At 51.4% G+C, this 24524-nt stretch carries 22 protein-coding genes; 6 read left to right on the forward strand and 16 right to left on the reverse strand.

The features are described 5' to 3' along the window. Window positions 1-38 precede the first annotated feature (38 nt). The 6 genes from nuoF to hexA form a co-directional block, all read right to left on the reverse strand. Window positions 39-1391, reverse strand: a complete 1353-nt coding sequence (nuoF, locus tag AAZR23_RS07575; protein WP_046893309.1) for an NADH-quinone oxidoreductase subunit NuoF — start codon at window positions 1389-1391, stop codon at window positions 39-41. After that, window positions 1388-1936 (reverse strand): NADH-quinone oxidoreductase subunit NuoE, encoded by a 549-nt coding sequence (gene nuoE, locus AAZR23_RS07580; protein ID WP_434691606.1) that lies wholly within the window; start codon window positions 1934-1936, stop codon window positions 1388-1390. Before nuoE ends, nuoF begins: the two co-directional genes overlap by 4 nt. Before the next feature lie 2 nt (window positions 1937-1938). Further along, entirely contained in the window at window positions 1939-3735 is a 1797-nt protein-coding gene (gene nuoC, locus AAZR23_RS07585; protein WP_107678949.1) for an NADH-quinone oxidoreductase subunit C/D, read from the reverse strand. Between the two features lie 78 nt (window positions 3736-3813). Continuing rightward, a complete protein-coding gene (locus AAZR23_RS07590) occupies window positions 3814-4488 on the reverse strand; it encodes a NuoB/complex I 20 kDa subunit family protein (RefSeq protein WP_046893310.1) in 675 nt (224 codons plus the stop codon). An 18-nt stretch (window positions 4489-4506) separates the two neighbouring features. Beyond that, the gene (locus tag AAZR23_RS07595) at window positions 4507-4953 is read right to left on the reverse strand and encodes an NADH-quinone oxidoreductase subunit A (RefSeq protein ID WP_349416734.1); all 447 of its coding nucleotides are present in this window, start codon (window positions 4951-4953) and stop codon (window positions 4507-4509) included. A 677-nt stretch (window positions 4954-5630) separates the two neighbouring features. Next, a complete protein-coding gene (gene hexA / locus AAZR23_RS07600) occupies window positions 5631-6542 on the reverse strand; it encodes a transcriptional regulator HexA (protein WP_046893312.1) in 912 nt (303 codons plus the stop codon). 739 nt (window positions 6543-7281) lie between these two features. Here hexA and AAZR23_RS07605 point away from each other — a divergent pair. The 3 genes from AAZR23_RS07605 to AAZR23_RS07615 all read left to right on the forward strand — a co-directional run bounded on the left by AAZR23_RS07605 (window position 7282) and on the right by AAZR23_RS07615 (window position 9594). Beyond that, the gene (locus tag AAZR23_RS07605) at window positions 7282-8496 is read left to right on the forward strand and encodes a pyridoxal phosphate-dependent aminotransferase (RefSeq protein ID WP_046893313.1); all 1215 of its coding nucleotides are present in this window, start codon (window positions 7282-7284) and stop codon (window positions 8494-8496) included. Window positions 8497-8610: 114 nt separating this feature from the next. Beyond that, window positions 8611-9192, forward strand: a complete 582-nt coding sequence (gene yfbR, locus AAZR23_RS07610) for a 5'-deoxynucleotidase (protein ID WP_004235147.1) — start codon at window positions 8611-8613, stop codon at window positions 9190-9192. An 18-nt stretch (window positions 9193-9210) separates the two neighbouring features. Continuing rightward, window positions 9211-9594, forward strand: a complete 384-nt coding sequence (locus AAZR23_RS07615) for a DUF4440 domain-containing protein (protein WP_166708103.1) — start codon at window positions 9211-9213, stop codon at window positions 9592-9594. On the opposite strand, the gene AAZR23_RS07620 is transcribed toward AAZR23_RS07615, so the two are convergent. From AAZR23_RS07620 to yfbV, 4 genes are all read right to left on the reverse strand, one after another. After that, on the reverse strand, window positions 9577-11406 hold the full coding sequence (locus AAZR23_RS07620) for an SLC13 family permease (RefSeq protein WP_349416737.1): 1830 nt from the start codon (window positions 11404-11406) through the stop codon (window positions 9577-9579). The two genes, AAZR23_RS07615 and AAZR23_RS07620, sit on opposite strands and share 18 nt — an antisense overlap. A gap of 119 nt (window positions 11407-11525) precedes the next feature. Next, entirely contained in the window at window positions 11526-12194 is a 669-nt protein-coding gene (locus AAZR23_RS07625) for a sugar phosphatase (protein ID WP_434691610.1), read from the reverse strand. A 29-nt stretch (window positions 12195-12223) separates the two neighbouring features. Next, complete coding sequence (locus AAZR23_RS07630; RefSeq protein WP_046893316.1) at window positions 12224-12718, reverse strand: YfbU family protein; 495 nt, start codon at window positions 12716-12718, stop codon at window positions 12224-12226. Window positions 12719-12932: 214 nt separating this feature from the next. Further along, window positions 12933-13388: a terminus macrodomain insulation protein YfbV gene (yfbV, locus tag AAZR23_RS07635; protein ID WP_004239859.1), complete on the reverse strand. Its 456-nt coding sequence runs from the start codon at window positions 13386-13388 to the stop codon at window positions 12933-12935. A 367-nt stretch (window positions 13389-13755) separates the two neighbouring features. Here yfbV and AAZR23_RS07640 point away from each other — a divergent pair, with 367 nt between their 5' ends. Together AAZR23_RS07640 and pta are read left to right on the forward strand one after the other, a co-directional pair. Then, window positions 13756-14958: an acetate kinase gene (locus tag AAZR23_RS07640; RefSeq protein WP_046893317.1), complete on the forward strand. Its 1203-nt coding sequence runs from the start codon at window positions 13756-13758 to the stop codon at window positions 14956-14958. A gap of 72 nt (window positions 14959-15030) precedes the next feature. Beyond that, entirely contained in the window at window positions 15031-17178 is a 2148-nt protein-coding gene (gene pta / locus AAZR23_RS07645; protein ID WP_182106726.1) for a phosphate acetyltransferase, read from the forward strand. A gap of 61 nt (window positions 17179-17239) precedes the next feature. Here pta and AAZR23_RS07650 read toward each other — a convergent pair whose 3' ends face one another. From AAZR23_RS07650 to yfcD, 6 genes are all read right to left on the reverse strand, one after another. Then, window positions 17240-18478 (reverse strand): 3-deoxy-7-phosphoheptulonate synthase, encoded by a 1239-nt coding sequence (locus AAZR23_RS07650; protein ID WP_434691615.1) that lies wholly within the window; start codon window positions 18476-18478, stop codon window positions 17240-17242. Window positions 18479-18499: 21 nt separating this feature from the next. Next, window positions 18500-18898 carry a cupin domain-containing protein gene (locus tag AAZR23_RS07655; protein ID WP_166708107.1) on the reverse strand — a complete coding sequence of 133 codons (399 nt, stop codon included), beginning with the start codon at window positions 18896-18898 and terminating at the stop codon, window positions 18500-18502. A gap of 24 nt (window positions 18899-18922) precedes the next feature. Then, the gene (locus AAZR23_RS07660; protein ID WP_218426264.1) at window positions 18923-19447 is read right to left on the reverse strand and encodes a hypothetical protein; all 525 of its coding nucleotides are present in this window, start codon (window positions 19445-19447) and stop codon (window positions 18923-18925) included. Window positions 19448-19466: 19 nt separating this feature from the next. Further along, entirely contained in the window at window positions 19467-20162 is a 696-nt protein-coding gene (locus AAZR23_RS07665; RefSeq protein ID WP_434691619.1) for an RraA family protein, read from the reverse strand. A gap of 119 nt (window positions 20163-20281) precedes the next feature. Continuing rightward, entirely contained in the window at window positions 20282-22363 is a 2082-nt protein-coding gene (locus AAZR23_RS07670; protein WP_218426266.1) for a M48 family metalloprotease, read from the reverse strand. 403 nt (window positions 22364-22766) lie between these two features. Then, window positions 22767-23342: an NUDIX hydrolase YfcD gene (gene yfcD, locus AAZR23_RS07675; RefSeq protein ID WP_166708110.1), complete on the reverse strand. Its 576-nt coding sequence runs from the start codon at window positions 23340-23342 to the stop codon at window positions 22767-22769. A gap of 259 nt (window positions 23343-23601) precedes the next feature. Here yfcD and AAZR23_RS07680 point away from each other — a divergent pair, with 259 nt between their 5' ends. Then, on the forward strand, window positions 23602-24513 hold the full coding sequence (locus tag AAZR23_RS07680; protein ID WP_046893324.1) for a TIGR01777 family oxidoreductase: 912 nt from the start codon (window positions 23602-23604) through the stop codon (window positions 24511-24513). The last annotated feature ends 11 nt before the right edge of the window (window positions 24514-24524 follow it).

The raw sequence follows: 24524 nt of genomic DNA on the forward strand, positions 1-24524 counted from the left end.
CCTGCTATGCAGGCGTTAAACGAAAAATCCGTAAGGGATCACCAGCGCTGCTTCAGCAGGTTCGGCTGTATCCCGGCAATGGTCTGCACGTTGCCGTAAACCGGCTGTACGATCCCCGCTTCAAACTCATCACGGAAATATTTGATCGCACTCTGTAACGGCTCTACCGCGCCCGGCGCGTGTGCGCAGAAGGTTTTACCCGGTCCGAGGAAACGACATAATTGCTCTAATGTCTCAATGTCTCCCGGCTGGCCTTCCCCTTTTTCTATTGCGCGCAGAATTTTCACGCTCCACGGCAGTCCGTCACGGCACGGTGTACACCAGCCGCAGGATTCGCGGGCAAAAAATTCTTCGAGGTTACGGGTCAGTGACACCATGTTGATTTCATTATCCACCGCCATCGCCAGCGCCGTTCCCAGACGGCTGCCTGCTTTGCCGATATGTTCGAAATCCATTGGCAAATCAAGGTGATCCTGTGTCAGGAAGTCCGTTCCCGCACCGCCCGGCTGCCAGGCTTTTAAGGTCAGTCCGTCACGCATGCCCCCGGCGTAATCCTCCAGGATCTCGCGGGCAGTGGTGCCGAACGGCAGTTCCCAGACACCCGGATTTTTCACCCGGCCGGAAAAGCCCATCAGCTTGGTCCCGGCATCGGTGCTTTTGCCTTCACTCAGACCGATGTACCACTCTTTGCCGTGCGCCAGAATCGCCGGCACGTTACACAGGGTTTCGACGTTGTTGACACAGGTCGGTTTTCCCCATACCCCGGAACTGGCCGGGAACGGCGGTTTGGAGCGCGGATTGGCGCGGCGGCCTTCCAGGGAGTTAATCAGTGCGGTTTCTTCCCCGCAGATATAACGCCCGGCACCGGTGTGCACAAACAGCTCGAAATCAAACCCGCTGCCGAGGATGTTTTTCCCCAGCAGACCGGCGGCTTTCGCTTCTTCAATGGCGTGACGCAGGTGTTTCGCTGCCTCAATGTACTCGCCGCGCAGGAAGATATAGCCCCGGTATGCTTTCAGGGCAAAGGCACTGATCAGCATCCCTTCCACCAGCAGGTGCGGCAGTTGTTCCATCAGGAGCCGGTCTTTGTAGGTGCCCGGTTCCATTTCATCGGCGTTACACAGCAGGTAACGGATATTCATGCTCTCGTCTTTCGGCATCAGGCTCCACTTCAGACCCGTGGAGAACCCCGCACCGCCGCGGCCCTTCAGACCCGCGTCTTTGACGAGACCGGTGATTTCATCCGGTGCCATGCCTTTCAGGGCGCGTTCCGCCCCCGCATAACCGTTTTTACTGCGGTATTCATCCAGCCACACCGGCTGATGGTCGTCGCGCAACCGCCAGGTGAGAGGATGGGTTTCCGCAGTACGGCAAACCGTTTTCACTGTCATGGATACTGCTCCAGTAACGTTTCAATGGCTTCAGGCGTCACGTGACTGTGGGTATCTTCATCAACCATCATGGTCGGCCCTTTGTCACAGTTTCCGAGGCAACAGGTCGGCAGCAGCGTAAAGCGGCCGTCGGCGGTTGTCTGTCCCGGCTGAATATTCAGTTTGCGCTCAAGTGCGGCCTTGATCCCCTGATAACCGGTGATATGGCACACCACGCTGTCACAGTAACGGATCACATGACGGCCGACCGGCTGACGGTAGATCTGGCTGTAGAATGTCGCCACACCTTCCACGTCACTTGCCGGGATACCCAGCACATCGCTGATGGCGTAAATCGCGCCGTCTTCCACCCAGCCACGGTGTTTCTGGACAATTTTCAGCGCTTCGATAGAGGCGGCACGCGGATCTTCATAATGATGTTTTTCCGCTTCGATTTCGGTGCGCTCTTCGTCACTCAGCACAAAATCAGGTTGTTTTCCGGCTGGCTGCGCCGCATTCACTGCGCCTTGCAGTGCTTTTTTTGCTTCAGGGTTCAGTTCTTGCATAATCAGCGATCCACATCCGACATAACGAAATCGATACTTCCGAGGTACACAATCAGGTCAGACACCAGACTGCCGCTGATCACTGACGGGATCTGCTGCAGATGGGCATAACTTGGTGTACGGATTCGGGTACGGTAACTCATGGTGCTGCCGTCACTGGTCAGGTAATAGCTGTTAATTCCTTTTGTCGCCTCAATCATCTGGAATGATTCCTGAGCCGGCATCACCGGACCCCATGACACCTGGAGGAAATGGTTAATCATGGTTTCAATGTGCTGTAAGGTGCGCTCTTTCGGCGGCGGCGTGGTCAGCGGGTGATCCGCTTTGAACGGCCCTTCCGGCATGTTTTTCAGGCACTGTTCCAGAATGCGCAGACTCTGGCGCACTTCTTCTACTTTCAGCATCACACGGTCATAACAGTCGCCGTTGGCGGCAACAGGCACTTCAAAATCAAAATTCTCATAACCGGAGTACGGACGCCATTTACGCACGTCAAAGTCAATCCCGGTCGCACGTAAACCGGCACCGGTTACGCCCCAGTCGAGCGCTTCTTTCGCGTTGTATGCCGCCACGCCGACAGAACGGCCTTTGAGAATAGAGTTTTTCAGTGCGGCAGTGACATAGGATTCCAGGCGTTTCGGCATCCAGTCGAGGAAATCGCGCAGCAGGCGATCCCAGCCTTTCGGCAGATCGTGCGCCACACCACCGATACGGAACCAGGCCGGATGCATACGGAAACCGGTGATGGCTTCCACCACATCATAAATCTTCTGGCGGTCGGTAAAGGCAAAGAAGACCGGCGTCATCGCTCCGGTATCCTGAATGAACGTACTGATATACAGCAAGTGACTGTTAATGCGGAACAGTTCTGACAGCATCACGCGGATCACATCCACACGTGCCGGAACCTCAATCCCCGCCAGTTTTTCCACCGCCAGCACATACGGCATTTCATTGACGCAGCCGCCGAGGTATTCAATACGGTCGGTATACGGAATGTAGCTGTGCCATGACTGACGCTCACCCATTTTTTCCGCACCGCGATGGTGATAACCGATATCCGGCACGCAGTCGACAATCTCTTCACCGTCGAGCTGCAAGATGATACGGAATGCACCGTGGGAAGACGGGTGGTTCGGGCCGAGGTTCAGGAACATAAAGTCCTCGTTCTCATTGCCGCGTTTCATGCCCCACTCTTCCGGTTTGAAGGTCAGCGCCTCCATTTCCAGATCTTCTTTCTGTTTGGTCAGAACAAACGGATCAAATTCCGTTGCCCGCGCCGGATAATCTTTACGCAGCGGATGCCCTTCCCAGGTCGGCGGCATCATAATGCGGCGCAGATTCGGGTGTCCGTCGATAATAATGCCGAACATTTCCCAGGTTTCGCGCTCATACCAGTTCGCGTTCGGGAACGCGGAGATCACCGTCGGCACATGCAGGTCATTTTCACTCAGCGCCACTTTGAGCATGATGTCGCGGTTACGCTCAATGGAAATCAGGTGATAAAACACGGAATAGTCCGCCGCCGGCAGACCTTCGCGATGGGTGCGCTGGCGCTCATCCGTCCCGTGCAGATCGAACAGCATCACATACGGTTTCGGCAGCGATTTAAGATAAAACAGTACTTCCGGAAGCTGCTCACGCTTCACCCAGACGACCGGCATCCCGGTACGTGTCGGCTGAACCGTAAATGCGTCAGGACCGAACTTGCGGCGCAGTTCCTCAATAACCGGATCATCCAGGTAATCATGAGTCTGCCACGCGGGACGCTGTGCGGTCTGCGTATTACTTTCTGTCATCATTCTTCACCACAACAGTTGTTCAGGGTTCAATGGACGCAACACATTGCAAATATTGCGCCCGGTGGCCCGAAAGCCTTAAATTTCGTCCGGGGAGCGCAGGTTTGTTACTGCAATCCGTTCACCGCGTTTTCGTTCTTTTTCTGACTGCATATTGGCGCGGTAAACACCCTGATCACCCACCACCCACGACAGCGGGCGGCGCTCTTTTCCGATAGATTCCTGTAACAGCATCAGCGCCTGCATATAAGCTTCAGGACGCGGCGGGCAGCCCGGGATATACACATCCACCGGAATGAATTTATCGACACCCTGTACTACGGAGTAAATATCATACATACCGCCGGAGTTGGCACAGGCGCCCATGGAGATAACCCATTTCGGTTCCAGCATCTGGTCATACAGACGCTGAATAACCGGAGCCATTTTGGTAAAGCAGGTTCCGGCCACAACCATAAAGTCCGCCTGTCGCGGCGAGGCACGCAGTACTTCCGCACCAAAACGGGCGACGTCATGTACTGCCGTGAAGGAGGTCACCATCTCTACGTAACAGCAGGAAAGACCGAAGTTAAACGGCCACAGGGAGTTTTTACGGCCCCAGTTAACCATATCGTGTAATGCATGTTCGAGTTTCCCCATATACACGCTGCGGTGAACGTGCTGCTCAAGCGGGTCACTGACAACCTCTTGTTTTTGCAGGGGATAACGGTCATTCTCACCGTTTGGATCGATGCGGGTGAGCGTATAATCCATCTTGTGCCTCACTATTGACTACGGTTGATTGTTATTGATTTTGTTCACAACGCTCGGGTGTTTCACCTCGCGGCGTGAACGTACAGGTGTCCAGTCCAGCGCGCCGATACGTGCCAGATAGAAAAGCCCTGCCAATAACACCAGAATAAAGATTGCGGCTTCGGTGAACCCTATCCAGCCTGTTTCTCTGACCGAAACAGACCAGGCAAACAGGTATAAGGCTTCAACATCGAAAATCACGAAAAACATGGCAACCAGGTAGAACTTCGCAGACATCCGCAGACGTGCGCTGCCGACCGGGTCAATACCTGATTCGTAAGGGAGATGTTTGGCGCGTGCTTTTGCACGGCCCCCGAGATAACGGGCGCCCAGCAACATAAATGCACATAACCCGAGAGCACCTAAAAGATAGATGGCAAATGCCCAGTTATGGGCCAGAACTTCAGTGGCTGTTGACATACTCATTGCTTACTCATTAAAGGTGGTGTTGCCTGCCGTACCTGCATACAGCACCACAGCGACACACGAGAGGAACAACTTAATGGCGGATACAACACTTATCGTGATGAGAAAGCCGGTCACCCGGATTGTTCCCCGCTCTTCCAGATTTTGTTACAAACTATCAACTTAAGATTAACCCGTCGTGCGACTTTATCGCTAAAACGTGTCAGTAAGTAACCAAATTGAAAATTAACTTTATTATATTAACGGATACATCGCTTTTACTAACCCATTATCTCAGGAAAAACCTGTCTTTCCATCGGTAAACAGGGTCAATATTTATGATCTCAATCACAGTTTGGCTGAAAATTATTTAACAAATGATTAATTCATAACCATTTATAAAAACCTGATAAATATAGTCAGGTTTTTAACAAAGTTTTATTGCAATGTAATGAGCGCTGTTAATTTTGGCAATCACAGAACATGTGTTTTGTTAACATTGTAACAAACAAGTAAACAAAACTGCGATACGGCGCTTAAAACAACATCAAAAACCTGAACACGGCGTGATGCTGTTAACATTTATATGAGATTTCCGTACGGGGGGAGAGGATACAAAAAAGCCGGGGGAAATTATCCCCCGGCGGTGTGTCTGACTGTCACAAATTATGTCTGTTCCGCGTCAGATTATCACAGCATTACTCTGCTGCTTTATCATCGTCCGCCGGTGTGACGGTATACGGTGTCTTTTTGTTTTCAATAGCCTGGTACACTGTCAGCACTGACTCGCTCTGCTCGTCACTGTTACGGTATAACCAGTACTGAATTTCCGGCAGGCGCGGCAGCCCTTCGCTGACACTCAGAATGCGCAGGTCGGCATTCTGCATTTCCAGCGGACGGGCGGTGATCCCGACTTCAGCATTCACGGCTGCACGGACAGCAGAAAGTGATGCGGCTTCATAAGCAACACGCCACGGTACCCCTGCCTCATCCAGTGTTTCCGCCGCGAGATGGCGGAACGGGTTAGTTTCATCCATCACCACCAGCGGAATCGGCTCATTCGGCTGTAACTGGAAATCAGGCGCACAGTGCCACAATACCGGTGCGGTACGCAGGGCAGTACGCGGGTGATGAGCGATCCGCGCGGTGGTCAGCGCCAGATCAATTTCATGGTTATCCAGCATACCTTCAATGTACTGGCTGCGTTTGATGCGGACATCAACGGCCATACGCGGGTATACCGAAGCAATACGGTTGAGTAAGAAAGGCAGCAGTGAGTCAACGGAATCATCGGATGCCCCGATGCGTAACTCCCCTTCTGCATCGTTGTATGCCAGTGATGCGGTGGCATCATCATTTGCACGCAGGATTTGACGGGCATAACCTAACAGTTGTAACCCGTGATCGGTCAGTAACTTGTTACGGCCATGGCGCGCAAACAGTTCGCGCCCGACGAGTTGCTCGAGACGCTGCATTTGCTGACTGACGGCAGACTGAGTACGGCATACTGCCGCTGCTGCCGCCGCGAAGGTGTTCAGATCTGCGACTGCCACAAATGTCCGCAGCAGGTCGAGATCCAAATTTAACACTGGACGGTTTGAATTTATCATTGTTTTTTCTTCACTAATTTTGATTTTTAATAACTACCTGGTGTTTATTGGCATGAAAAATAGCTTAGCCAACTAAGACATTACCCTATATATCAGGGTAGAGTAAAACATAACTAACACTAACAAAAATACGTAACTGTGAGTAACTCCATTATGTAATGCAGCATGGTAAAACAGCAGGCCTGCTATACAAACACACAAATTTTTCGTAACTTACAGCATTGTTTTCCAAACATTGCGAAACAAGACAATTTGTAACTTATAAAAATGCATGCTGCGAATTCGTCCTGCTGCAAGATAAATCTGATTATTCTGCAAATTTAAGGTCAAATACTCTTAAAACCAGATCATGCCGTGAAATCTCATTAGTTATACTACTAATAATTACCAGCATCATAGGTTAATATATAAGAAAAGATTATACAATTTCAACAACTGCTGACCATTTAGTAAAAACACTGTATTACTTTACTAATTATGATCTTCCGATAGATAACTTTACAAAACTCCGTAACCACCCACACACCAGTCACAACATCCGCATTAAGCGCAAAAACAAGAATAATACTCCGACATATCAATAATTAACCGGCACTCCCGATCCTTTCCAAAACAAATTCTGTTGTTTTTCACCAAAAGACGTTTACCGGCTTCAAAAGCCCTGACGGTAAGAGTACAGTGGGTTATAACGGGTTTTGCCTGATTAAATCCAAGATTAACGCGCTAAGGTCCTGAACAGATGAATATAATAAAGAAATCCAACAAACTCGATAATGTCTGTTACGACATTCGCGGGCCGGTGCTCAAAGAGGCTAAACGTCTCGAAGAGGAAGGCCAGAAAGTTCTCAAACTGAATATCGGTAACCCGGCGCCGTTTGGTTTTGATGCCCCGGACGAAATTCTGGTTGATGTTATCCGTAATTTACCAAGCTCCCAGGGTTACAGCGATTCAAAAGGCCTCTATTCTGCCCGTAAAGCCATTGTCCAGTTCTATCAGGAACGCGGCATGCGCGATATGACCGTGGAAGATGTCTATATCGGTAACGGTGTTTCTGAACTGATTGTGCAGTCCATGCAGGCACTGCTGAATAACGGGGATGAAATGCTGGTGCCGGCACCGGATTATCCGTTATGGACAGGTGCTGTCTCTCTTTCCGGCGGTACTGCCGTGCACTATATGTGTGACGAAGAACAGGGCTGGATGCCGGATATCGAAGACATCAAAAAGAAAATCACTCCGCGCACCCGCGGTATTGTGGTGATTAACCCGAACAACCCGACCGGTGCTGTCTACAGTAAAGACCTGTTACAGGAGATCGTCGAAATCGCCCGTCAGAATGATCTGATCATCTTTGCTGACGAAATCTACGACAAAATTCTGTATGACGATGCTGTCCACCACTCAATTGCGGCAATGGCACCGGATCTGCTGACCGTGACTTTTAACGGCCTGTCAAAAACCTACCGTATCGCCGGTTTCCGTCAGGGCTGGATGGTGCTGAACGGACCGAAGAAACACGCCAAAGGGTATATCGAAGGGCTGGAAATGCTTGCGTCTATGCGTCTGTGCGCCAACGTGCCGATGCAGCATGCTATCCAGACCGCTATCGGCGGTTATCAGAGCATCAACGAGTTTATTCATCCCGGCGGCCGTCTGTATGAACAGCGCAACAAAGCCTGGGAACTGATTAACCAGATACCGGGCTGCTCGTGTGTCAAACCGATGGGCGCACTCTATATGTTCCCGAAATTTGATGCCAAACGCTTTAATATTCACGATGACCAGAAAATGATCCTCGACCTGCTGTTACAGGAAAAAGTGCTGCTGGTACAGGGTACTGCCTTTAACTGGCCGGAACCGAACCATTTCCGTATCGTGACACTGCCGCGTGAGGACGATCTGGAGATGGCAATTAACCGCTTCGGGCGTTTCCTCTCCCACTACCGTCAGTAATCGTTTCTGCTGTCAGCGGCTTCCCCCGGGAAGCCGTTTTTATTTACATCCCGCCCGGAACACCGCAGAATATCCGCTCTTATTATCAACAGATTGCTGTCAGGAATGTTGTCTATGAGTTACTTTTTTGCCCACCTTTCCCGTCTGAAACTGATCACCCGCTGGCCGCTGATGCGCAATGTGATTCAGGAAAACGTCTCTGAGCACAGTCTCCAGGTGGCGTTTGTGGCACATGCGCTGGCCGTGATTAAAAACCGCAAATTCGGCGGTACACTCAACCCGGAAAAAATCGCCCTGCTGGCGATGTACCATGATGCCAGCGAAGTGATCACCGGTGACCTGCCGACGCCTATCAAGTATTACAATCCGCAGATTGCGCATGAATACAAAAAAATCGAACGGATGGCACAAAAGAAACTGATTGCCATGATCCCCGAAGAATTACAGGCAGATTTTGCCCCGCTGATTGATGAAGACGCGCATTCACCGGAAGATGCAGCAATCGTCAAACAGGCAGATGCCCTGTGTGCTTATCTCAAGTGTCTGGAAGAGATTGGTGCAGGCAATACCGAGTTTCATCTGGCGAAAGCCCGGCTGGAAAAAACCCTGGAAGAACGCCGCAGCCCGGAAATGGATTATTTCCGCGACGTGTTTATTCCCGGCTTCAGTCTGTCACTGGATGAGATCAGTCAGTAACGAACGGGATACTTGTTTATGCATGAAACAGAATTATTCAGAAAACTGATTCGTCAGGAGAAACGGTTGCACCGTCCGTGGTACAGAGGGGATTATCAGACGCTCTCAGTCCTGCTGCATCCGGCATTCTTTGAATTTTGCCGCTCAGGTGTATCCGCTGACAAAGACGACACACTGAATGACCTGTTATCACCGGTACAGCATGCACAGCACATCTATTCCGGTGATTATCGCTGTTCACAAATCAGCGGCAATTGTGTGTTAATAACCTACCGCAGCTTTCAGCTGGCCGGAGGCCGCTGTATCAGAGAAACGAACCGCTCATCCCTGTGGACAGAAACCGCCCCGGATATCTGGCAACTGCGTTTTCATCAGGGCACGCCGTCAGAACGGGAAGAGTAACGGGATCACCGCGATACTGATTGCCATCACCACCAGCGTAAACGGCACGCCGATTTTGACGAAATCCCCGAAGGTGTAATTTCCCGGCCCGAGCACCAGCGTATTGACCGGTGATGACACCGGCGTCATAAAGGCCGCCGACGCCGCCACCCCCACCACCATCGCAAACGGCAGCGGCGATACCTGCATTTCATACGCGGCCTGGATAGCAATCGGTGCCATCAGAACGGCGGTTGCGGTATTCGAGATAAACAGGCCAATCGTGGCGCACAGCACAAACAGCGCTGTCAGCATGACATGCGGCCCCAGATCACCTGCGACATCCATCAGCCCGCTGACAATCAGCGTGATACCGCCGGTTTTCTGTAACGCCAGCGCAAACGGCATCATCCCCACAATCAGAATGATGCTCGGCCAGTGAATTGAGCGGTACGCACTTTCCATATCGATACAGCGGAATTTCCCCATCAGCAGGCAGGCAATCAGTGCCGCAATAAAATTCGGGATTTCATTGGTGACCATCATCGCCACCATCAGCGCCAGACAAAACAGGGCATGCGGTGCCTGAGATGCTGCCGGCACCACAGCTTCCGCTTCCGCTGCCAGATTCAGCACAATAAAGTGACGCCGTTTGGTCGCCAGCACGCGGATAATTTTCCAGTCGCCGACCACCAGCAGAATATCCCCGAGTTGCAGCGGCTCATCCACAATATTGCCGTCAAGGGCAGAGCCGCCCCGCCGCAACCCCAGCACATTCAGGCCGTAACGGGTACGGAAACCGATATCCCGCAGGCTTTTGCCGATAAGTTCACTTTCAGGATTCAGGGAGACTTCAGCCATCCCCACGTTGCGGGAGTGTTCTGAGAAATATTCGCCGCGCAGGATCATCGGCTCCAGCATCTGTTCGGCACAAAATTCACGCAGATCCATATCACTGGCCGACATATCAATCAGCAGCACATCACGGTCACGCAATTCCATACCGCCGGTTGCACCGACCATCACCCGCCGGAAACGACGCCAGCGCTCAATCCCCACCACATTGGCACCGTAACGGGTACGCAGGTGCAGTTCGTCGAGCGTTTTGCCAATCAGCGGCGAGCCGTTACGGACAGCAAGACGCCGCGCACGGCCGCTCAGTTTGTAGTCGCGGATCAGGTCACGAAAGGTACGCTGTACATTGTCCCCTGCTTTCTCCGGCTGTTTGCTGCCCAGCCAGCGGCGGGCAATCAGCATATAGCCGACACCGGCCAGCAGGATCAGTAATCCGATAGGGGTAACCGAGAAGAAATGAAAGCCTTTGATGCCTTCCATTTCCAGGACGCTGTTCACCACCATGTTCGGCGGTGTTGCCACCAGCGTCATCATACCGCTGATAAGCCCGGCAAAGCCGAGCGGCATCATCAGCCGTGAAGGCGGGATTTTCATACGTGCAGAGACACTGAGCACAACAGGGATAAAGATAGCCACCACGCCGGTCGAGCTCATAAATGCGCCGAGCCCGGCAACACTGACCATCAGGAACACCAGCAGACGGGTTTCGCCGGAGCCGGCCACCCGCACCAGCCAGTCACCCATCTGATAGGCAACCCCGGTACGCACCAGCCCCTCCCCGATAACAAACAGGGCGGCAATCAGCAGAATATTGGGATCACTGAAACCGGCAACGGCTTCATTAACGGTAAGCGTACCGCTGAGTACGAAGGCGGTGATCACCAGCAACGCCACAACATCCATCCGGACCTTGTTGGTGGTAAATAAAACAATGGCGATAAACAGCAGGGTCAGCACCCACACGAGTTCCGTATTCACCAACGTCCTCTTTCGTCAATGCCCGGACAGCGAACATCCTGTCTCATCGTTTTCTGTTAACGCACAGTCCCGGTTTCCTCATCGTCTGACCGGGTACTGTACCGCATGTTTACCGGCGGTCAGCCGGGACGACGGGTCAGCGTCACCGTGCCGTCCGCCGCTTTCTGAATCTCTATTTCTGTCAGTGAATCCACCCGCATCGCCAGTTCATCCGTGCGCGGTGTTCCGGCCGGGACATGTACGGCAATTACCTGACAACCGGCATCCAGCCCGGAGAGCAGACCGGCGGTGGCATCCTCAAACACAAAACAGTCACGGGGTGACAGCCCGAGCTTTTCCGCACCCAGCAGGTAGGGTTGCGGGTCCGGTTTACCGCGGGTGATATTATCGGCTGTCACCCAGGCATCCGGCTCCGGCAGATTCGCCGCACTGTGACGCGGACGGGCTATCGCCACAGAACCGGAAGTGACAATCGCCCACGGAATTTCAAGGGAAACCAGACGCGCCAGCAGTGCCTGCGCACCGGGCAGGTCTGTGACCTGATCACTCTCCCTGATCTCCTGCTCTGTCACCCACGCCAGCTGCGCGGCGATTTCACTCTCATCCGCATCCGGCAGAAAATGGCGGATGGACTCAACCGCCGGTTTGCCGTGAATAAAATGCTTAACTTCATCCTCATCCGCTCCGGTACGACGGGCAAATGCCAGCCAGGCACGCTCCACCACATGCAGAGAATCGGCCAGTGTGCCGTCCAGATCAAACAAAAAGCCTTTTGCAGTCAGTGTCATGCGTGCCTCGCCGTGCGGATACCGGAATATTATGCGTTAAGGATCTGATTAATTTCCACTTCACTCAGGTGGTACTGGCGCGGACAGTTATGCCATGCACCGAGCATACGGACATATTTATCCCACATTGGTGTCTGGGAGTTAAAACCGTGGCTGCCGCTGTCAAAGTGAGTGTAACGTCCTTCCGTATTTACCAGAAAACGCACATAACTTAAATAACGTGCTTCTGTTGCCGCATCAAAACCTAAGAAGTGGATACGGCGCTGATCGATATCTTTTGCTTCTTTCAGGTTGTCGAAGGAGATACGCAGTGCGTGGTACATTTCCATCATATCAATCACACGACGGCAGATTTCTTCCGGCAGTTCACCGAAATCGCGATCCAGTTCGCGCATCTGCAGTCCGAAGCCGCGCTCAATAATCGTCTGCTGGCGGCGGTAGCGCTCGGCGTTATCCGGGTCCAGCATAGCCATCATTTTATACTGGTTAGAAAGGATAAGGCGTTGTGCATTGGTCATTTCCATGGTGTATCTCCTGAAAAAGTAATCCGGGGTATGGTCAGAATCATCGCATTACTCAAATCTATAAGATAGTGAAATACACACCTTTTTTGATCTCAGCGGGGGATTTCGACCGGGTAATTTTACGGAGAGGAAAAACAGGGAGTTACACAAGCTGAATCGATTAATAAAGGAAGCGGTTATACCGCCCGCGGAAACGGGCGGAAAACAGCGGCACTTACAGGTCATCCAGGAAAGAGTTGTCCAGTTGCTTAAAAGCGCGTTTCAGTAACTCCGCCAGTGCCATATAATCGGGTGTGCCTTCGACCGGCGCAATCGCAATACCGGCTTCGGCAAACTTTGCGCGGATTTCATAAAACCAGCTGAGCAGCCCGGCCGGTAATGGTGTTGCGGCGCGGCGGCCCAGCCACCACAGCCCCTGCAAAGGCAGCGAGCAGGCAAACAGTGCGGTGGCAACAGCAGGCCCTAACGCCCCGCCGAGCGCTATCTGCCATGTCAGGGTAAACACCGACAACGGCGGCATAAAACGGATACCGAACTGCGTGGATTTTATGACACGATTCTCCGGGAAAACCGGGGCGAGCTGCTTCACGGCCGGCCAGGTGGCGGCGTAACGTTTGCCGAGACGCAGTGCGCGGAACAGACCCGGTTTTGCCGGTGTGTTATCAGGCATTATGACCTCAATCAATAAAAAACATAATAATTAAAATATGGCTACATTCAGTCAAAATATTTTTGTAGGATTAAGTATATTTTGAAATTGCTGTCATCTGCGGGTATGCTACGCCCGTTTAATCACGGTGAAATAATCCTGAGTTAATTATTTTGTCTGATGCGGCCTTTTTCAAGGGCAAAATGTGTGTTTTTACGCCATCACGCCTCAGACAACAGATTGCAGCGATGATTTATCGTTCAATATAAAAATTGCATGATGTTAATCATGAACGGCGCTGAAATATTGCGCTACGCTTAGTTAGATTACGTTTTAACCACTGTCTTAACACATAAGACTTATCCACAACAAGATTATAGGTAATTCCATGTCAAGTAAGCTGGTACTGGTACTTAACTGCGGTAGTTCTTCACTGAAATTTGCGATCATTGACCCTACAACTGGTGATGAATATCTGACGGGTCTGGCAGAATGCTTTAACCTGCCGGAAGCACGTATCAAGTGGAAAATGGATGGTGCTAAACACGAAGCACAGTTAGGCGCGGGCGCTGCTCACAGCGAAGCTCTGCGTTTCATCGTGAAAGATATCATGGGCGACAAACCTGAGCTGTCAGCACAGATCGGCTGCATCGGCCACCGTCTGGTTCACGGCGGTGAGAAATTCGCTCACTCTGTTATCGTCACTGACGAAGTTGTTAAAGCAATGGAAGAGTGCTCAGCATTCGCACCACTGCACAACCCGGCTAACCTGTTAGGCGTGGAAGAAGCACTGAAAGCCTTCCCTCACCTGGCTGATAAAAACGTCGGTGTTTTCGATACCGCTTTCCATCAGACTATGCCTGAAGAAGCTTACCTGTATGCCCTGCCGTACAGCCTGTACAAAGACCACGGTATCCGCCGCTATGGTTTCCACGGTACAAGCCACTATTTCGTCAGCCGTGAAGCCGCTAAAATGCTGAACAAACCGGTTGAAGAACTGAACGTGATCACCTGCCACTTAGGTAACGGTGGTTCTGTTGCAGCTATCGTTAACGGCGAGTGCGTCGACACCTCTATGGGTCTGACTCCGCTGGAAGGTCTGGTCATGGGTACCCGTTCCGGTGATATCGACCCGGCTATCATTTTCCACCTGCATGATTCAATGGGCATGAGCGTTGAAGAAATCAACAAAATGCTGACCAAAGAATCCGGCCTGCAGGGTCTGACCGAAGTCACCAGCGACTGCCGTTATGTTGAAGAAAACTACGGTAAACAAGCTGACGCGACCCGTGCAATGAATGTATTCTGCCACCGTCTGGCGAAATACGTCGGTGGTTACGCGACACTGATGGAAGGCCGTCTGGACGCTATCATCTTCACCGGCGGTATCGGTGAAAACGCAGCAATGGTTCGTGAACACACTCTGGAGAAACTGGCTCTGCTGGGCTTCAAACTGGACCACGAACGTAACCTGGCTGCCCGTTTCGGTAACGCAGGCAAAATCACCACTGATGACAGCAGCATTGCCCTGGTGATCCCGACTAACGAAGAATTAGTCATCGCACAGGATGCAGCGCGTCTGACTGCATAATCTTTGCTCTCCGCCGGCCATTGCCGGCGGATTTATTTTGAACACCGAATTGTGAAAAAATAAGAGGTTCATGTGTCCCGTACTATTATCCTCATTCCTACCGGCACCAGTGTCGGCTTAAGCAGCGTCAGCCTCGGGGTTGTCCGCTCAATGGAACAGAAAGGCGTCAGCCTGAGCTTCTTCAAACCGGTTGCACAGCCGCGCCGTGCAGGTATTGAAGATCAGACCACCCAAATCTTACGCGCTCACTCTTCCCTGAAAATGGCAGAGCCGCTGGATATGGATTATGTGGAAACCATGCTGACCACCAATCAGAAAGATATTCTGATGGAAGAAATCGTTGCGCGTTACCACGAGCACACTCAGGGTGCGGAAGTGATCCTGATTGAAGGTCTGGTACCAACCCGCAACTACCCGCATGCACAGTCCCTGAACTACGATATCGCCCAGACTCTGGGTGCGGAAATCGTGTTCGTGACAGCACCGGGCAATGACAGCGCAGCGGAAATCAAAGAGCGTCTGGAACTGATCCGCAACGAATTCGGTGGTCACAAGAACACCAACATCGCCGGCGTTATCGTTAACAAAGTTAACGCGCCGGTTGATGAGCAGGGCCGTACCCGTCCTGACCTGTCTGAAATCTTTGATGATTCATCCAAAGCCACTATCGCTCACCTGAGCACGGATGATCTGCAATCCCTGCCTCTGCCGGTTGTCGGCAGTGTACCGTGGAATTTCGAACTGATTGCCACCCGTGCAGTCGACATGGCGAACCACCTGGGCGCAAAAATCATCAACGAAGGCGACATCAAAACCCGCCGCATCAAATCTGTGACATTCTGTGCACGCAGCATTCCTAACATGCTGGAGCACTTCCGTCCGGGTTCTCTGCTGGTAACTTCCGCTGATCGTCCTGACGTGCTGGTTTCTGCCTGCCTGGCAGCGATGAACGGCGTGGAAATCGGTGCGATCCTGCTGACCGGCGGTTATCCGATCGATGACAGCATTGCCAAACTATGCGAACGTGCGTTCGAAACCGGCCTGCCGATTTTCACTGTGAACACCAACACCTGGCAGACCTCGCTGAACCTGCAAAGCTTCAGCCTGGAAGTCCCTGCTGATGACCGTGAGCGCATCGAACTGGTTCAGAACTACGTTGCAAGCCACATCGATACCAAATGGATCGATTCTCTGGTTGCTGATTCTGAGCGTCCTAACCGTCTGTCACCACCGGCATTCCGTTACCTGTTAACCGAACTGGCACGCAAAGCGAAAAAACGCGTTGTTCTGCCTGAAGGTGATGAGCCGCGTACGATCAAAGCAGCAGCTATCTGTGCTGAACGTGGTCTGGCGACCTGCGTGCTGTTAGGCGATCCGGAAGAAATCCGCCGCGTTGCAGCTGCACAGGGCGTGACTCTGGGTACCGGTATCGAACTGGTTAACCCGGCTGACATCCGTGAGCTGTATGTACCGCGTCTGGTTGAACTGCGTAAAAACAAAGGCATGACCGAAGTCGTTGCCCGCGAGCAGTTACAGGACAACGTCGTACTGGGTACGATGATGCTGGAGCAGGATAAAGTTGACGGTCTGGTTTCCGGTGCTGTTCACACCACCGCAAATACCATTCGTCCGCCGTTACAGTTAATCAAAACCGCACCGGGCAGCTCACTGGTATCTTCCGTGTTCTTCATGCTGATGCCTGAAGAAGTTCTGGTCTACGGTGACTGCGCAATTAACCCGGATCCGAACCCTGAACAGCTGGCAGAAATCGCTATTCAGTCTGCTGACTCTGTGAAAGCATTCGGTATTGACCCGCGCGTTGCGATGATCTCTTACTCTACCGGGACTTCCGGCCAGGGTGACGATGTTGAGAAAGTCCGCGAAGCGACCCGTATCGCCAAAGAAAAACGTCCTGATCTGTGCATCGACGGTCCGTTACAGTACGACGCCGCCGTGATGGCTGACGTTGCGAAAACCAAAGCACCGGACTCTCCGGTTGCAGGTAAAGCAAACGTCTTCATCTTCCCTGACCTGAACACCGGTAACACCACTTACAAAGCGGTTCAGCGTTCAGCAGACCTGGTCTCTATCGGACCAATGCTGCAGGGTATGCGCAAGCCGGTTAACGACCTGTCCCGTGGTGCGTTAGTTGACGATATCGCGTACACCATCGCACTGACTGCTATTCAGGCAGCGCAGGATGAAGCGAAGAAAAAATAAGTTCTGCTGACTGAAAAGCCACAGACAATAATCCCGGCCGGGTTTCCCCGCCGGGATTTTTTTATCCTTCCTGTTTATCACTCTGCCGGTATCCTGCTGCCACCCGCGCCAGGGCAACTGACTGCTCCCGGTTCAGCCGCGGATCACAGAGCGACTCATAACACTGCCCGATATCCTTATCGGTCAGCGCCTGCGGCCCGCCGGTACATTCAGTCACCGCCTGCCCTGTCATTTCCAGATGCAGACCACCGGGATACAGACCGGCCTCTCTGATAAGCTGCACAAACAATCTTATCTCCTCACAGATCACCGGAAAATCACGGGTTTTCAGACCCTCAGCAGTACTGCGGGTATTACCGTGCATCGGATCTGTCAGCCAGATAACCGGGGTTTTCCGCGCTGAAACTTCCCGGATAAGCGGCGGCAGTTTTTCCGTAATCTGGTCAGCGCCCATCCGGATAATCAGCATAATTTTGCCCGGCTGATTGCCCGGGTCCAGTAACTCCAGCAGCTGTGCCAGTTTTTCGCCGGTCATTGACGGCCCGCATTTGATACCGATCGGATTTTCAATACCCCGCAGATACTGTACATGCGCCTGAGAAGGTTCACTGGTGCGATCCCCCAGCCAGACGGTATGCGCCGCACAGTTGTACCACAGGTTGTCTGCCGGGCTGATACGGGTCAATGCGCTGTCATAGTTCAGCAACAGCGCTTCGTGGCTGACATAAAACGGTGCGAATAACGGGTCAGCCTCCTCTGCTTCCCGTTCACTGCCGTGCAGGGCATTCAGTGTCACTGCCGCACGATAATACGCATTCAGCATCCGTTCCGGTGCCGGGATACGCGCAGCGGCAGTAAACCCGTGGCCGTTGATGATATCCCCGCGGTAACTCGGCAGCGTCACGCTGTTGCGGGTTTCATCCGGACTGCTGCGCGGTTTGGCATACTGCCCTGCAATCCGCCCTATTTTCAGAACCGGCAAAGAAAATCCGTCACTGATAATTCCCGACATCGTGCTGACAGTATCAGTCCAGTTTGTCAGCACATCCTCCCGGCAACCGGCAAAGGATTCCGCACAATCCCCGCACTGCAGTACAATTCCCTGCCCCGCGCTGACTTTCGCCAGCGCCTGTCTCAGAGAGATAATTTCTGCGGTGGTAACCAGCGGCGGTGCCGTCTGCAACTGCTGCACCACATAGCTGACCGCTGACGGTTCCGGATATTCCGGCTGCTGCAATGCCGGGAAATGTATCCATAAGGAAGGCAACCACAGCGGGTGCCCGTCCTGTTGTTTTTTCACACTCTGCTCCCTGAATCCCTGTTATTTTCGTTCCTGTGAGGTGGCGAGATAAGTTTCAAGCCGCCCCTCCTGACGTGCGACATAATCTTCCCGCACCGGGGTATACACATCGATAACCTCGGACTCTTCGAGTACTTCCGCATCATGAACCGCCCAGGACGGTACCAGTCCGGAATCACCGGCTTTCAGGATCACAGTTTTGCCGTCCACGGTCAGCCGCAGAGAGCCTGACAGCACGGTTGTCAGGGTTTCGTGTTCATGCTGATGCTCCGGGATCACGGCTCCCGGCTTAAATGACCAGAACGTCATGGTAAATGCGGTACCGTGGATAAATTTAGCCTGTATCTTGCTTTCTTCTCCCTCTTTGCGGGTTAAATCCATATCATAGGAAAGCAGTTCATTTCCGGGAATTAAACTCATAATACACTCCTGAGTGTTAACCGATTATTTAGGGGCATGAATAGAAAAGCCCATCGGTACAGGGCCAAAGTCATGCAGGATATGCAGATGGTATTTTTGTGCTGTGGTGAGTGTGGTAATGCAGCCATCCACCGCGCCGTGAGCACACTGCACACCGGACTCACTGTTGGAGGTAAATAAGGTTTTCCGTACCTCTTTATTCAGCAGCGGCAGCTCAGCAAATAAGTGCTGTGGTGCCGGATGTGATCCCACATGGCGGATATCGTTATAATCAGTATGACGTGAGGCAAATAACATATTGTGTGTGTCCAGCACAAAACAGGCTTTTAATTCCAGCCAGGTTAAGTTCCGGAAAACGATATTATGTAAATCGGGGTATACAATACAGCCGAGCAGAACACCATCCTTATCCTGCCTGACACATTCAGTGGCTGACTCCAATGTCGGATATAACTTCACATTGCCTTTAATATTATTTTCACTCAGCCAGTGATGCGCTGCTTTTTCGCAGTTCGTTCCGTTCGGACCGAGTGTATGAATAGTTAACAATTTTTATTTCCTTCTGAATTTATATTCTTCCTGTGATACTGATTAAATCCGGCAACCGTTCTCCGCGCCGTATTTTCTCCAGCATGTTATTTTCAATTTCTGTTATTTCAATCGCTTTACTGATTACAGTATCAATATCATGGTAAGGTATTACCACCACACCATTAATATCCGCAATAATCAGATCACCGGTGTGAATTGTTACCTGCTCTATCCGGCAACTGCCGCCGGTTTCAGATACATAATATGCGCCCTGGGTATCTGTCGGCGTTAAATTCGTGGCAATAACCGGTATGGAAAGTGTGTTAAGATCCTGACCATCCCTGACGGCACCTCCGGTTATCACGCCGCTGAAACCCAGCTTTTCAAAATAGGTACAACTCATCCCGCCCGCTAATGCCGCATCACAGATGCATTCTCCGCTGCCGGCAACATAAATCAGGTTTTCCGCAGCGTATAATTCAGGCACTAAAAAATCTTTCACCTGTTCCCAGGTTGACGGAAACGGTTCAAGAATATGATTACTCTTGCGGACAATTTTCCATTGTACAGTATAAGCCTGTCCGGCAAGATAATAATCCGTCAGATTCTGTGATTGTAACTGATGACTTAATACACTGCCGGTTTTAAGTCCGTCCATAATATCAACAAATGTTGATGTGCTTATTTTAAGGGACTTAATATTGTCTGTTAATGCTGTATTTATCTTATGCATTCCTTACCTCCGGAATACACGATAATAAAAAAAGAGTCAGTTGTAATTGCTATTAATTATTCAGTCATCTTAAAAAAAAACCGCCTTGCGGCGGTTCTGTCTGTTTCAGAAAAAAATAATTACTGCCGTAATTCATGTTTTACGTGTGCTATCTGCAACTGACTGTGTACCAGATTTGATAAATCCTGCAAAGATAATGATTTCCCCTGCCAGATACGGATACCGGCCAGCAGAATAATCAATTTCCGCTTTTTGGCATCATATTTAAATAAACGGCTTTTTACAGCCGGGACCGGGGCCGGTGCACCATCCGCCACATGCAAAGTAAGTATCGCCACACCGGAGGCTTCTGTGATGTCATAGTCGACAATGTAATGCAGCGGATATGCCTGTGTCAGTTTATCACTGACCAGCTGACCATGGCGGAAAGCAAACAGTGGCGTTTTCCCTTTTTTGCGGTACAGAAAGGCAACGCCCCAAAACAACAGCAACAGCCAGAAACCGTGAACCGTGCCGGATTTTACCAGGTTTTCCGCACCGAGTTTCACAGTGGCAATTCCCATCCCGGCCACAACCACCAGACCAAAAATAAACATCATCCGGAATACTTTCCGCTGCTCAGTGATAATCACTTCATCTGCAGCATCGGATTCATGCAGCATGGTTTCCAGTGCTGCTGTCCGCTGTGTGGTGTACTCAGCGACCATGCCGGAAAGTGACGCAGTCAGTGACATCGAAATGGCTTTGGCATCCGTGAACAGATCCGCAATATTGGCGTAATCATCTGACTGCACTTCACGGGAAGCGGCGGCCAGCAGATCATCGCTGATATCCTGAGACAGCGCTTCAATACGGGTACGGGTTTGCGGATGGCTGTCGCTCGGGTGACTGGTTGCCTCATTCAGGAACTGCCCGGCCTCCGGTACACCACGCTCACGCAGGCGTGCCATTACCACCGGCAGCAGATCATCCGTTTTCAGAGTGCCTTCATACAGCTCACCCAGTGTTTCAGAAATCACGTCACTGACCGCAGAAATACGCAACAGTGATGAGGATACTGCTGCCGGTGAACTGACCGATGCCCCGGCTTTATCCGCTTCCAGTTCGCGGATACGGCTCCAGTGGCTGACCGCAAAATCAAACTGTTCGAGGAAGAAGATCCCGAGATACACGGACGGGCTCATAATCACTTTACTGTAATAATCCTGCACCTCATTCGCCACCAGCGAAATACTGTGGCTCATCCCGGCATAGATCGGCGCAAAGTTCAGACTGTACGTGGTATCTTCACCGGTAAAATGCCCCAGCTCGTGACCGATAACCGCACTGGCTTCTTCCCGGTTGAGCAGCGCGGAATAAAGCAGCGGGAAGTACAGCGTTTTCCCTTCAATCAGCTGATTTTCATTCAGATTAATGCTGTGGGATGTCACATAGAAGCATTCCGTCATACCCGCAATAATATGATCCGGCGGTGTTGTGCCGACTCTGGCAGCAATCTCATCCACCCACTGCCACAGCCCCGGCGCTTCCTCACGGCTGACAGCATGCCCGGTCACATCAGACGGCTCACTGCGGAACATAGCGAAACTCTTGCGCAGCTTAAACAGACCCTTGATGATATACCAGATGATCAGCACAATACTGATCAGAATAAAGATCATGATTTTCGCACCACCGCCTCTCATCACGAAATTACCGGCAAACCACAAAGCTTCATAAGCCATCACACAAATAATACTCAGACCGACCAGTGTCATCTGTCCGGTCAGAATAAACGGCAGCAGTTTACGGCAGCGGGCAAAGACTTTCAGCAGAGCATCGCGGGAGCGGCGGGCAGCCCGGCCGCTGCTGATGCAGAGATAAATTGCCCCGGCGCCAAACAGCAGGGATAAAATCCCGGTGACGATAGTCCCCTTACTGACCACAGCCCGGGCCAGGATCATGGCAATTTCGCTGCTGTATTTACTCAGCTCACGGTTAATCATGCCCAGATGCTGACCGGCAGAAACCGTTTCCCCGTCATCGTAGGTAATTTGTGTATCAGGGTCTTCTGCAATCAGACGCTGAAGTTCCGCTTTATCAGCCATGACATATTGGTAAGCCTGATATTCATCACTGATCCGCCAATACTGAAATGCACCCCATGCGGTGAGAAGCAGTGGTAATAACAACAGCCATCCTGCTAATTTATTTTTCATCATTATTCTCTTTTGGTTTGTATTTTATTTTCCCGGCCACTTCCGGATAATTCCTATTACCGGTCGTTATTATTTATATCCCTGTTAACAACCTGATTATGTAAGAATATAAAATATACTATTTTTCAATGCGTTAATTAAATTCACCATTGATATATAAACAGATGATTTACGAGAGAATATAAAAACTATAGCTGATAAATATTATGAGATTATTGTTTATATTTGCAATAATATTTTGCGGAAAAATGCTGATATTCAATAGCAGGAATAACATAAATTATATTTAAAAAGCATCTGGTAATATTCTTTTTTTTCGATATATTTACTGCCAGCCTTTTATTTTACCGTATTTTAAATATAAAAAAGCCTGCATATTGCAGGCTTTTCCGGTTTTTATTCTTTTTTATTCGCTGTCACTGCTCATTTCAGTTTCAGATATTACCGCCGCCTTTTGCGGCTCTGCCGGGGTATAATTCTGATTATTGCGCGTCAGCCAGAGTGAAAGCGCTTTCAGTGAGTCTGCGGTAAATTCGTCACAGCGGGCCGTGATTTCCGCCGGCGTCAGCCAGGTCACTTCTGATACTTCACTTTCCTGAAGCGCGAACGGGCCGTGTGTCACACAGCTGAATAACCCGCCCCAGACACGGCAGATGGGCTCTTCATAATAAAACAGGCCGTGCTCGGCAAACGGCACACCGGCAATCCCGAGTTCTTCCTCCGCTTCGCGCCGGGCAGAATCAAGCATCAGTTCACCCTGCTGCACCACACCACCTGCTGTGGCATCCAGCAGACCCGGGCAGAAATCTTTGTGCTCAGTCCGGCGCTGAACAAGAATTTTTCCCATGCCGTCATGCACAACAATGTAGGTAGCCCGGTGACGCAGGTTTTCCGCCCGCATCTGCTCGCGTGTCGCCTGACCGATGACATCATTATTCTCATCGACCACGTCCACCCACTCGATAGCGCTTTCTTGTTCCATCCTCTAACCTTTTCTTTTTTTATCAGCATTACAGATGCTGCTTCTGTTTTTTTCAATGACACACGCCGGCAATCCGCAGGCCCTGTTTTATACTGCTTTTATATACCAAACTAATAATGATAGTGTGCCATTATGGTCGTTAAAGCAGTATATCAAGAATTGATAGCGGTTCTATGATTGTTTTTCTTTCTTGCCGATCACATCCCCCGGCCGCAAAAACTGCTATAGTCAGTGAAACCTACCGGCAGAAGGAGCAACTATGCGTATTCTGGTCACAGGCGGTACCGGGCTTATCGGCACCCCGCTGGTACAGGCACTGATTGCCCGGAAATATCAGGTGGTGGTTCTGAGCCGCTCACCGCAGAAAGTCTATTCCCGTTTTTGCTCAGCTGCAGAAAATCTCAGCTCACTCAATGAAATAACACATCTTAATGATATTGATGCGGTCATTAATCTTGCCGGTGAGCCTATCGCAGATAAACGCTGGAGTGAAGAGCAGAAAAAGCGGTTATGTGAAAGCCGCTGGCAGATAACCGAACGGCTTAGTGAACTGATCAATGCCAGTGAGACGCCACCTGCGGTGTTTCTCTCCGGCTCTGCCGTGGGCTGGTATGGTGATCAGGGGCAAACGGTGGTAACGGAAGACGACGAGCCGCATCCGGAATTCACCCACACCTTATGCGACCGCTGGGAAGCTCTGGCGATGAAAGCACAAAGTGAGAAAACCCGGGTCTGTCTGCTGCGCACCGGAATTGTGCTGTCACCGGAAGGCGGCGCGCTGGCGAAACTGCTGCCGGTATACCGCGCCGGTCTTGGCGGCCCTGCCGGCAACGGCCGTCAGTATATGCCGTGGATCCACATCCGTGATATGGTCAGCGCCATTCTGTTTCTGCTCGATGATCCGGCACAGAACGGCCCGTTCAATATGACTGCCCCCTATCCGTCCCATAATGAACAGTTTGCTGCCGTACTGGCGCAGATCCTGCACCGTCCGCATCTGCTGCGTGTTCCGTCATTTGTGGTTAAAGCACTGATGGGAGAAGCTGCGGTACTGGTACTGGGCGGACAAAATGCACTGCCGAAACGGCTGGAAGACGCCGGATTCGGCTGTCAGTTTATTAATCTGGAAGACGCTCTGCGGGATTTACTGGATAGCCCGGCGGACTATTAATGCAGATCCCG

Source organism: Morganella sp. Je.2.23 (assembly GCF_051129855.1).
GTDB classification, from domain to species: Bacteria; Pseudomonadota; Gammaproteobacteria; order Enterobacterales; family Enterobacteriaceae; genus Morganella; species Morganella sibonii.

Coding starts and splice junctions, on each gene's coding strand:
- nuoF (WP_046893309.1), bottom strand. CDS start 1,391: ATGACAGTGAAAACGGTTTGCCGTACTGCGGAAACCCATCCTCTCACC.
- nuoE (WP_434691606.1), bottom strand. CDS start 1,936: ATGCAAGAACTGAACCCTGAAGCAAAAAAAGCACTGCAAGGCGCAGTG.
- nuoC (WP_107678949.1), bottom strand. CDS start 3,735: ATGACAGAAAGTAATACGCAGACCGCACAGCGTCCCGCGTGGCAGACT.
- AAZR23_RS07590 (WP_046893310.1), bottom strand. CDS start 4,488: ATGGATTATACGCTCACCCGCATCGATCCAAACGGTGAGAATGACCGT.
- AAZR23_RS07595 (WP_349416734.1), bottom strand. CDS start 4,953: ATGAGTATGTCAACAGCCACTGAAGTTCTGGCCCATAACTGGGCATTT.
- hexA (WP_046893312.1), bottom strand. CDS start 6,542: ATGATAAATTCAAACCGTCCAGTGTTAAATTTGGATCTCGACCTGCTG.
- AAZR23_RS07605 (WP_046893313.1), top strand. CDS start 7,282: ATGAATATAATAAAGAAATCCAACAAACTCGATAATGTCTGTTACGAC.
- yfbR (WP_004235147.1), top strand. CDS start 8,611: ATGAGTTACTTTTTTGCCCACCTTTCCCGTCTGAAACTGATCACCCGC.
- AAZR23_RS07615 (WP_166708103.1), top strand. CDS start 9,211: ATGCATGAAACAGAATTATTCAGAAAACTGATTCGTCAGGAGAAACGG.
- AAZR23_RS07625 (WP_434691610.1), bottom strand. CDS start 12,194: ATGACACTGACTGCAAAAGGCTTTTTGTTTGATCTGGACGGCACACTG.
- AAZR23_RS07630 (WP_046893316.1), bottom strand. CDS start 12,718: ATGGAAATGACCAATGCACAACGCCTTATCCTTTCTAACCAGTATAAA.
- yfbV (WP_004239859.1), bottom strand. CDS start 13,388: ATGCCTGATAACACACCGGCAAAACCGGGTCTGTTCCGCGCACTGCGT.
- AAZR23_RS07640 (WP_046893317.1), top strand. CDS start 13,756: ATGTCAAGTAAGCTGGTACTGGTACTTAACTGCGGTAGTTCTTCACTG.
- AAZR23_RS07655 (WP_166708107.1), bottom strand. CDS start 18,898: ATGAGTTTAATTCCCGGAAATGAACTGCTTTCCTATGATATGGATTTA.
- AAZR23_RS07665 (WP_434691619.1), bottom strand. CDS start 20,162: ATGCATAAGATAAATACAGCATTAACAGACAATATTAAGTCCCTTAAA.
- AAZR23_RS07670 (WP_218426266.1), bottom strand. CDS start 22,363: ATGATGAAAAATAAATTAGCAGGATGGCTGTTGTTATTACCACTGCTT.
- yfcD (WP_166708110.1), bottom strand. CDS start 23,342: ATGGAACAAGAAAGCGCTATCGAGTGGGTGGACGTGGTCGATGAGAAT.
- AAZR23_RS07680 (WP_046893324.1), top strand. CDS start 23,602: ATGCGTATTCTGGTCACAGGCGGTACCGGGCTTATCGGCACCCCGCTG.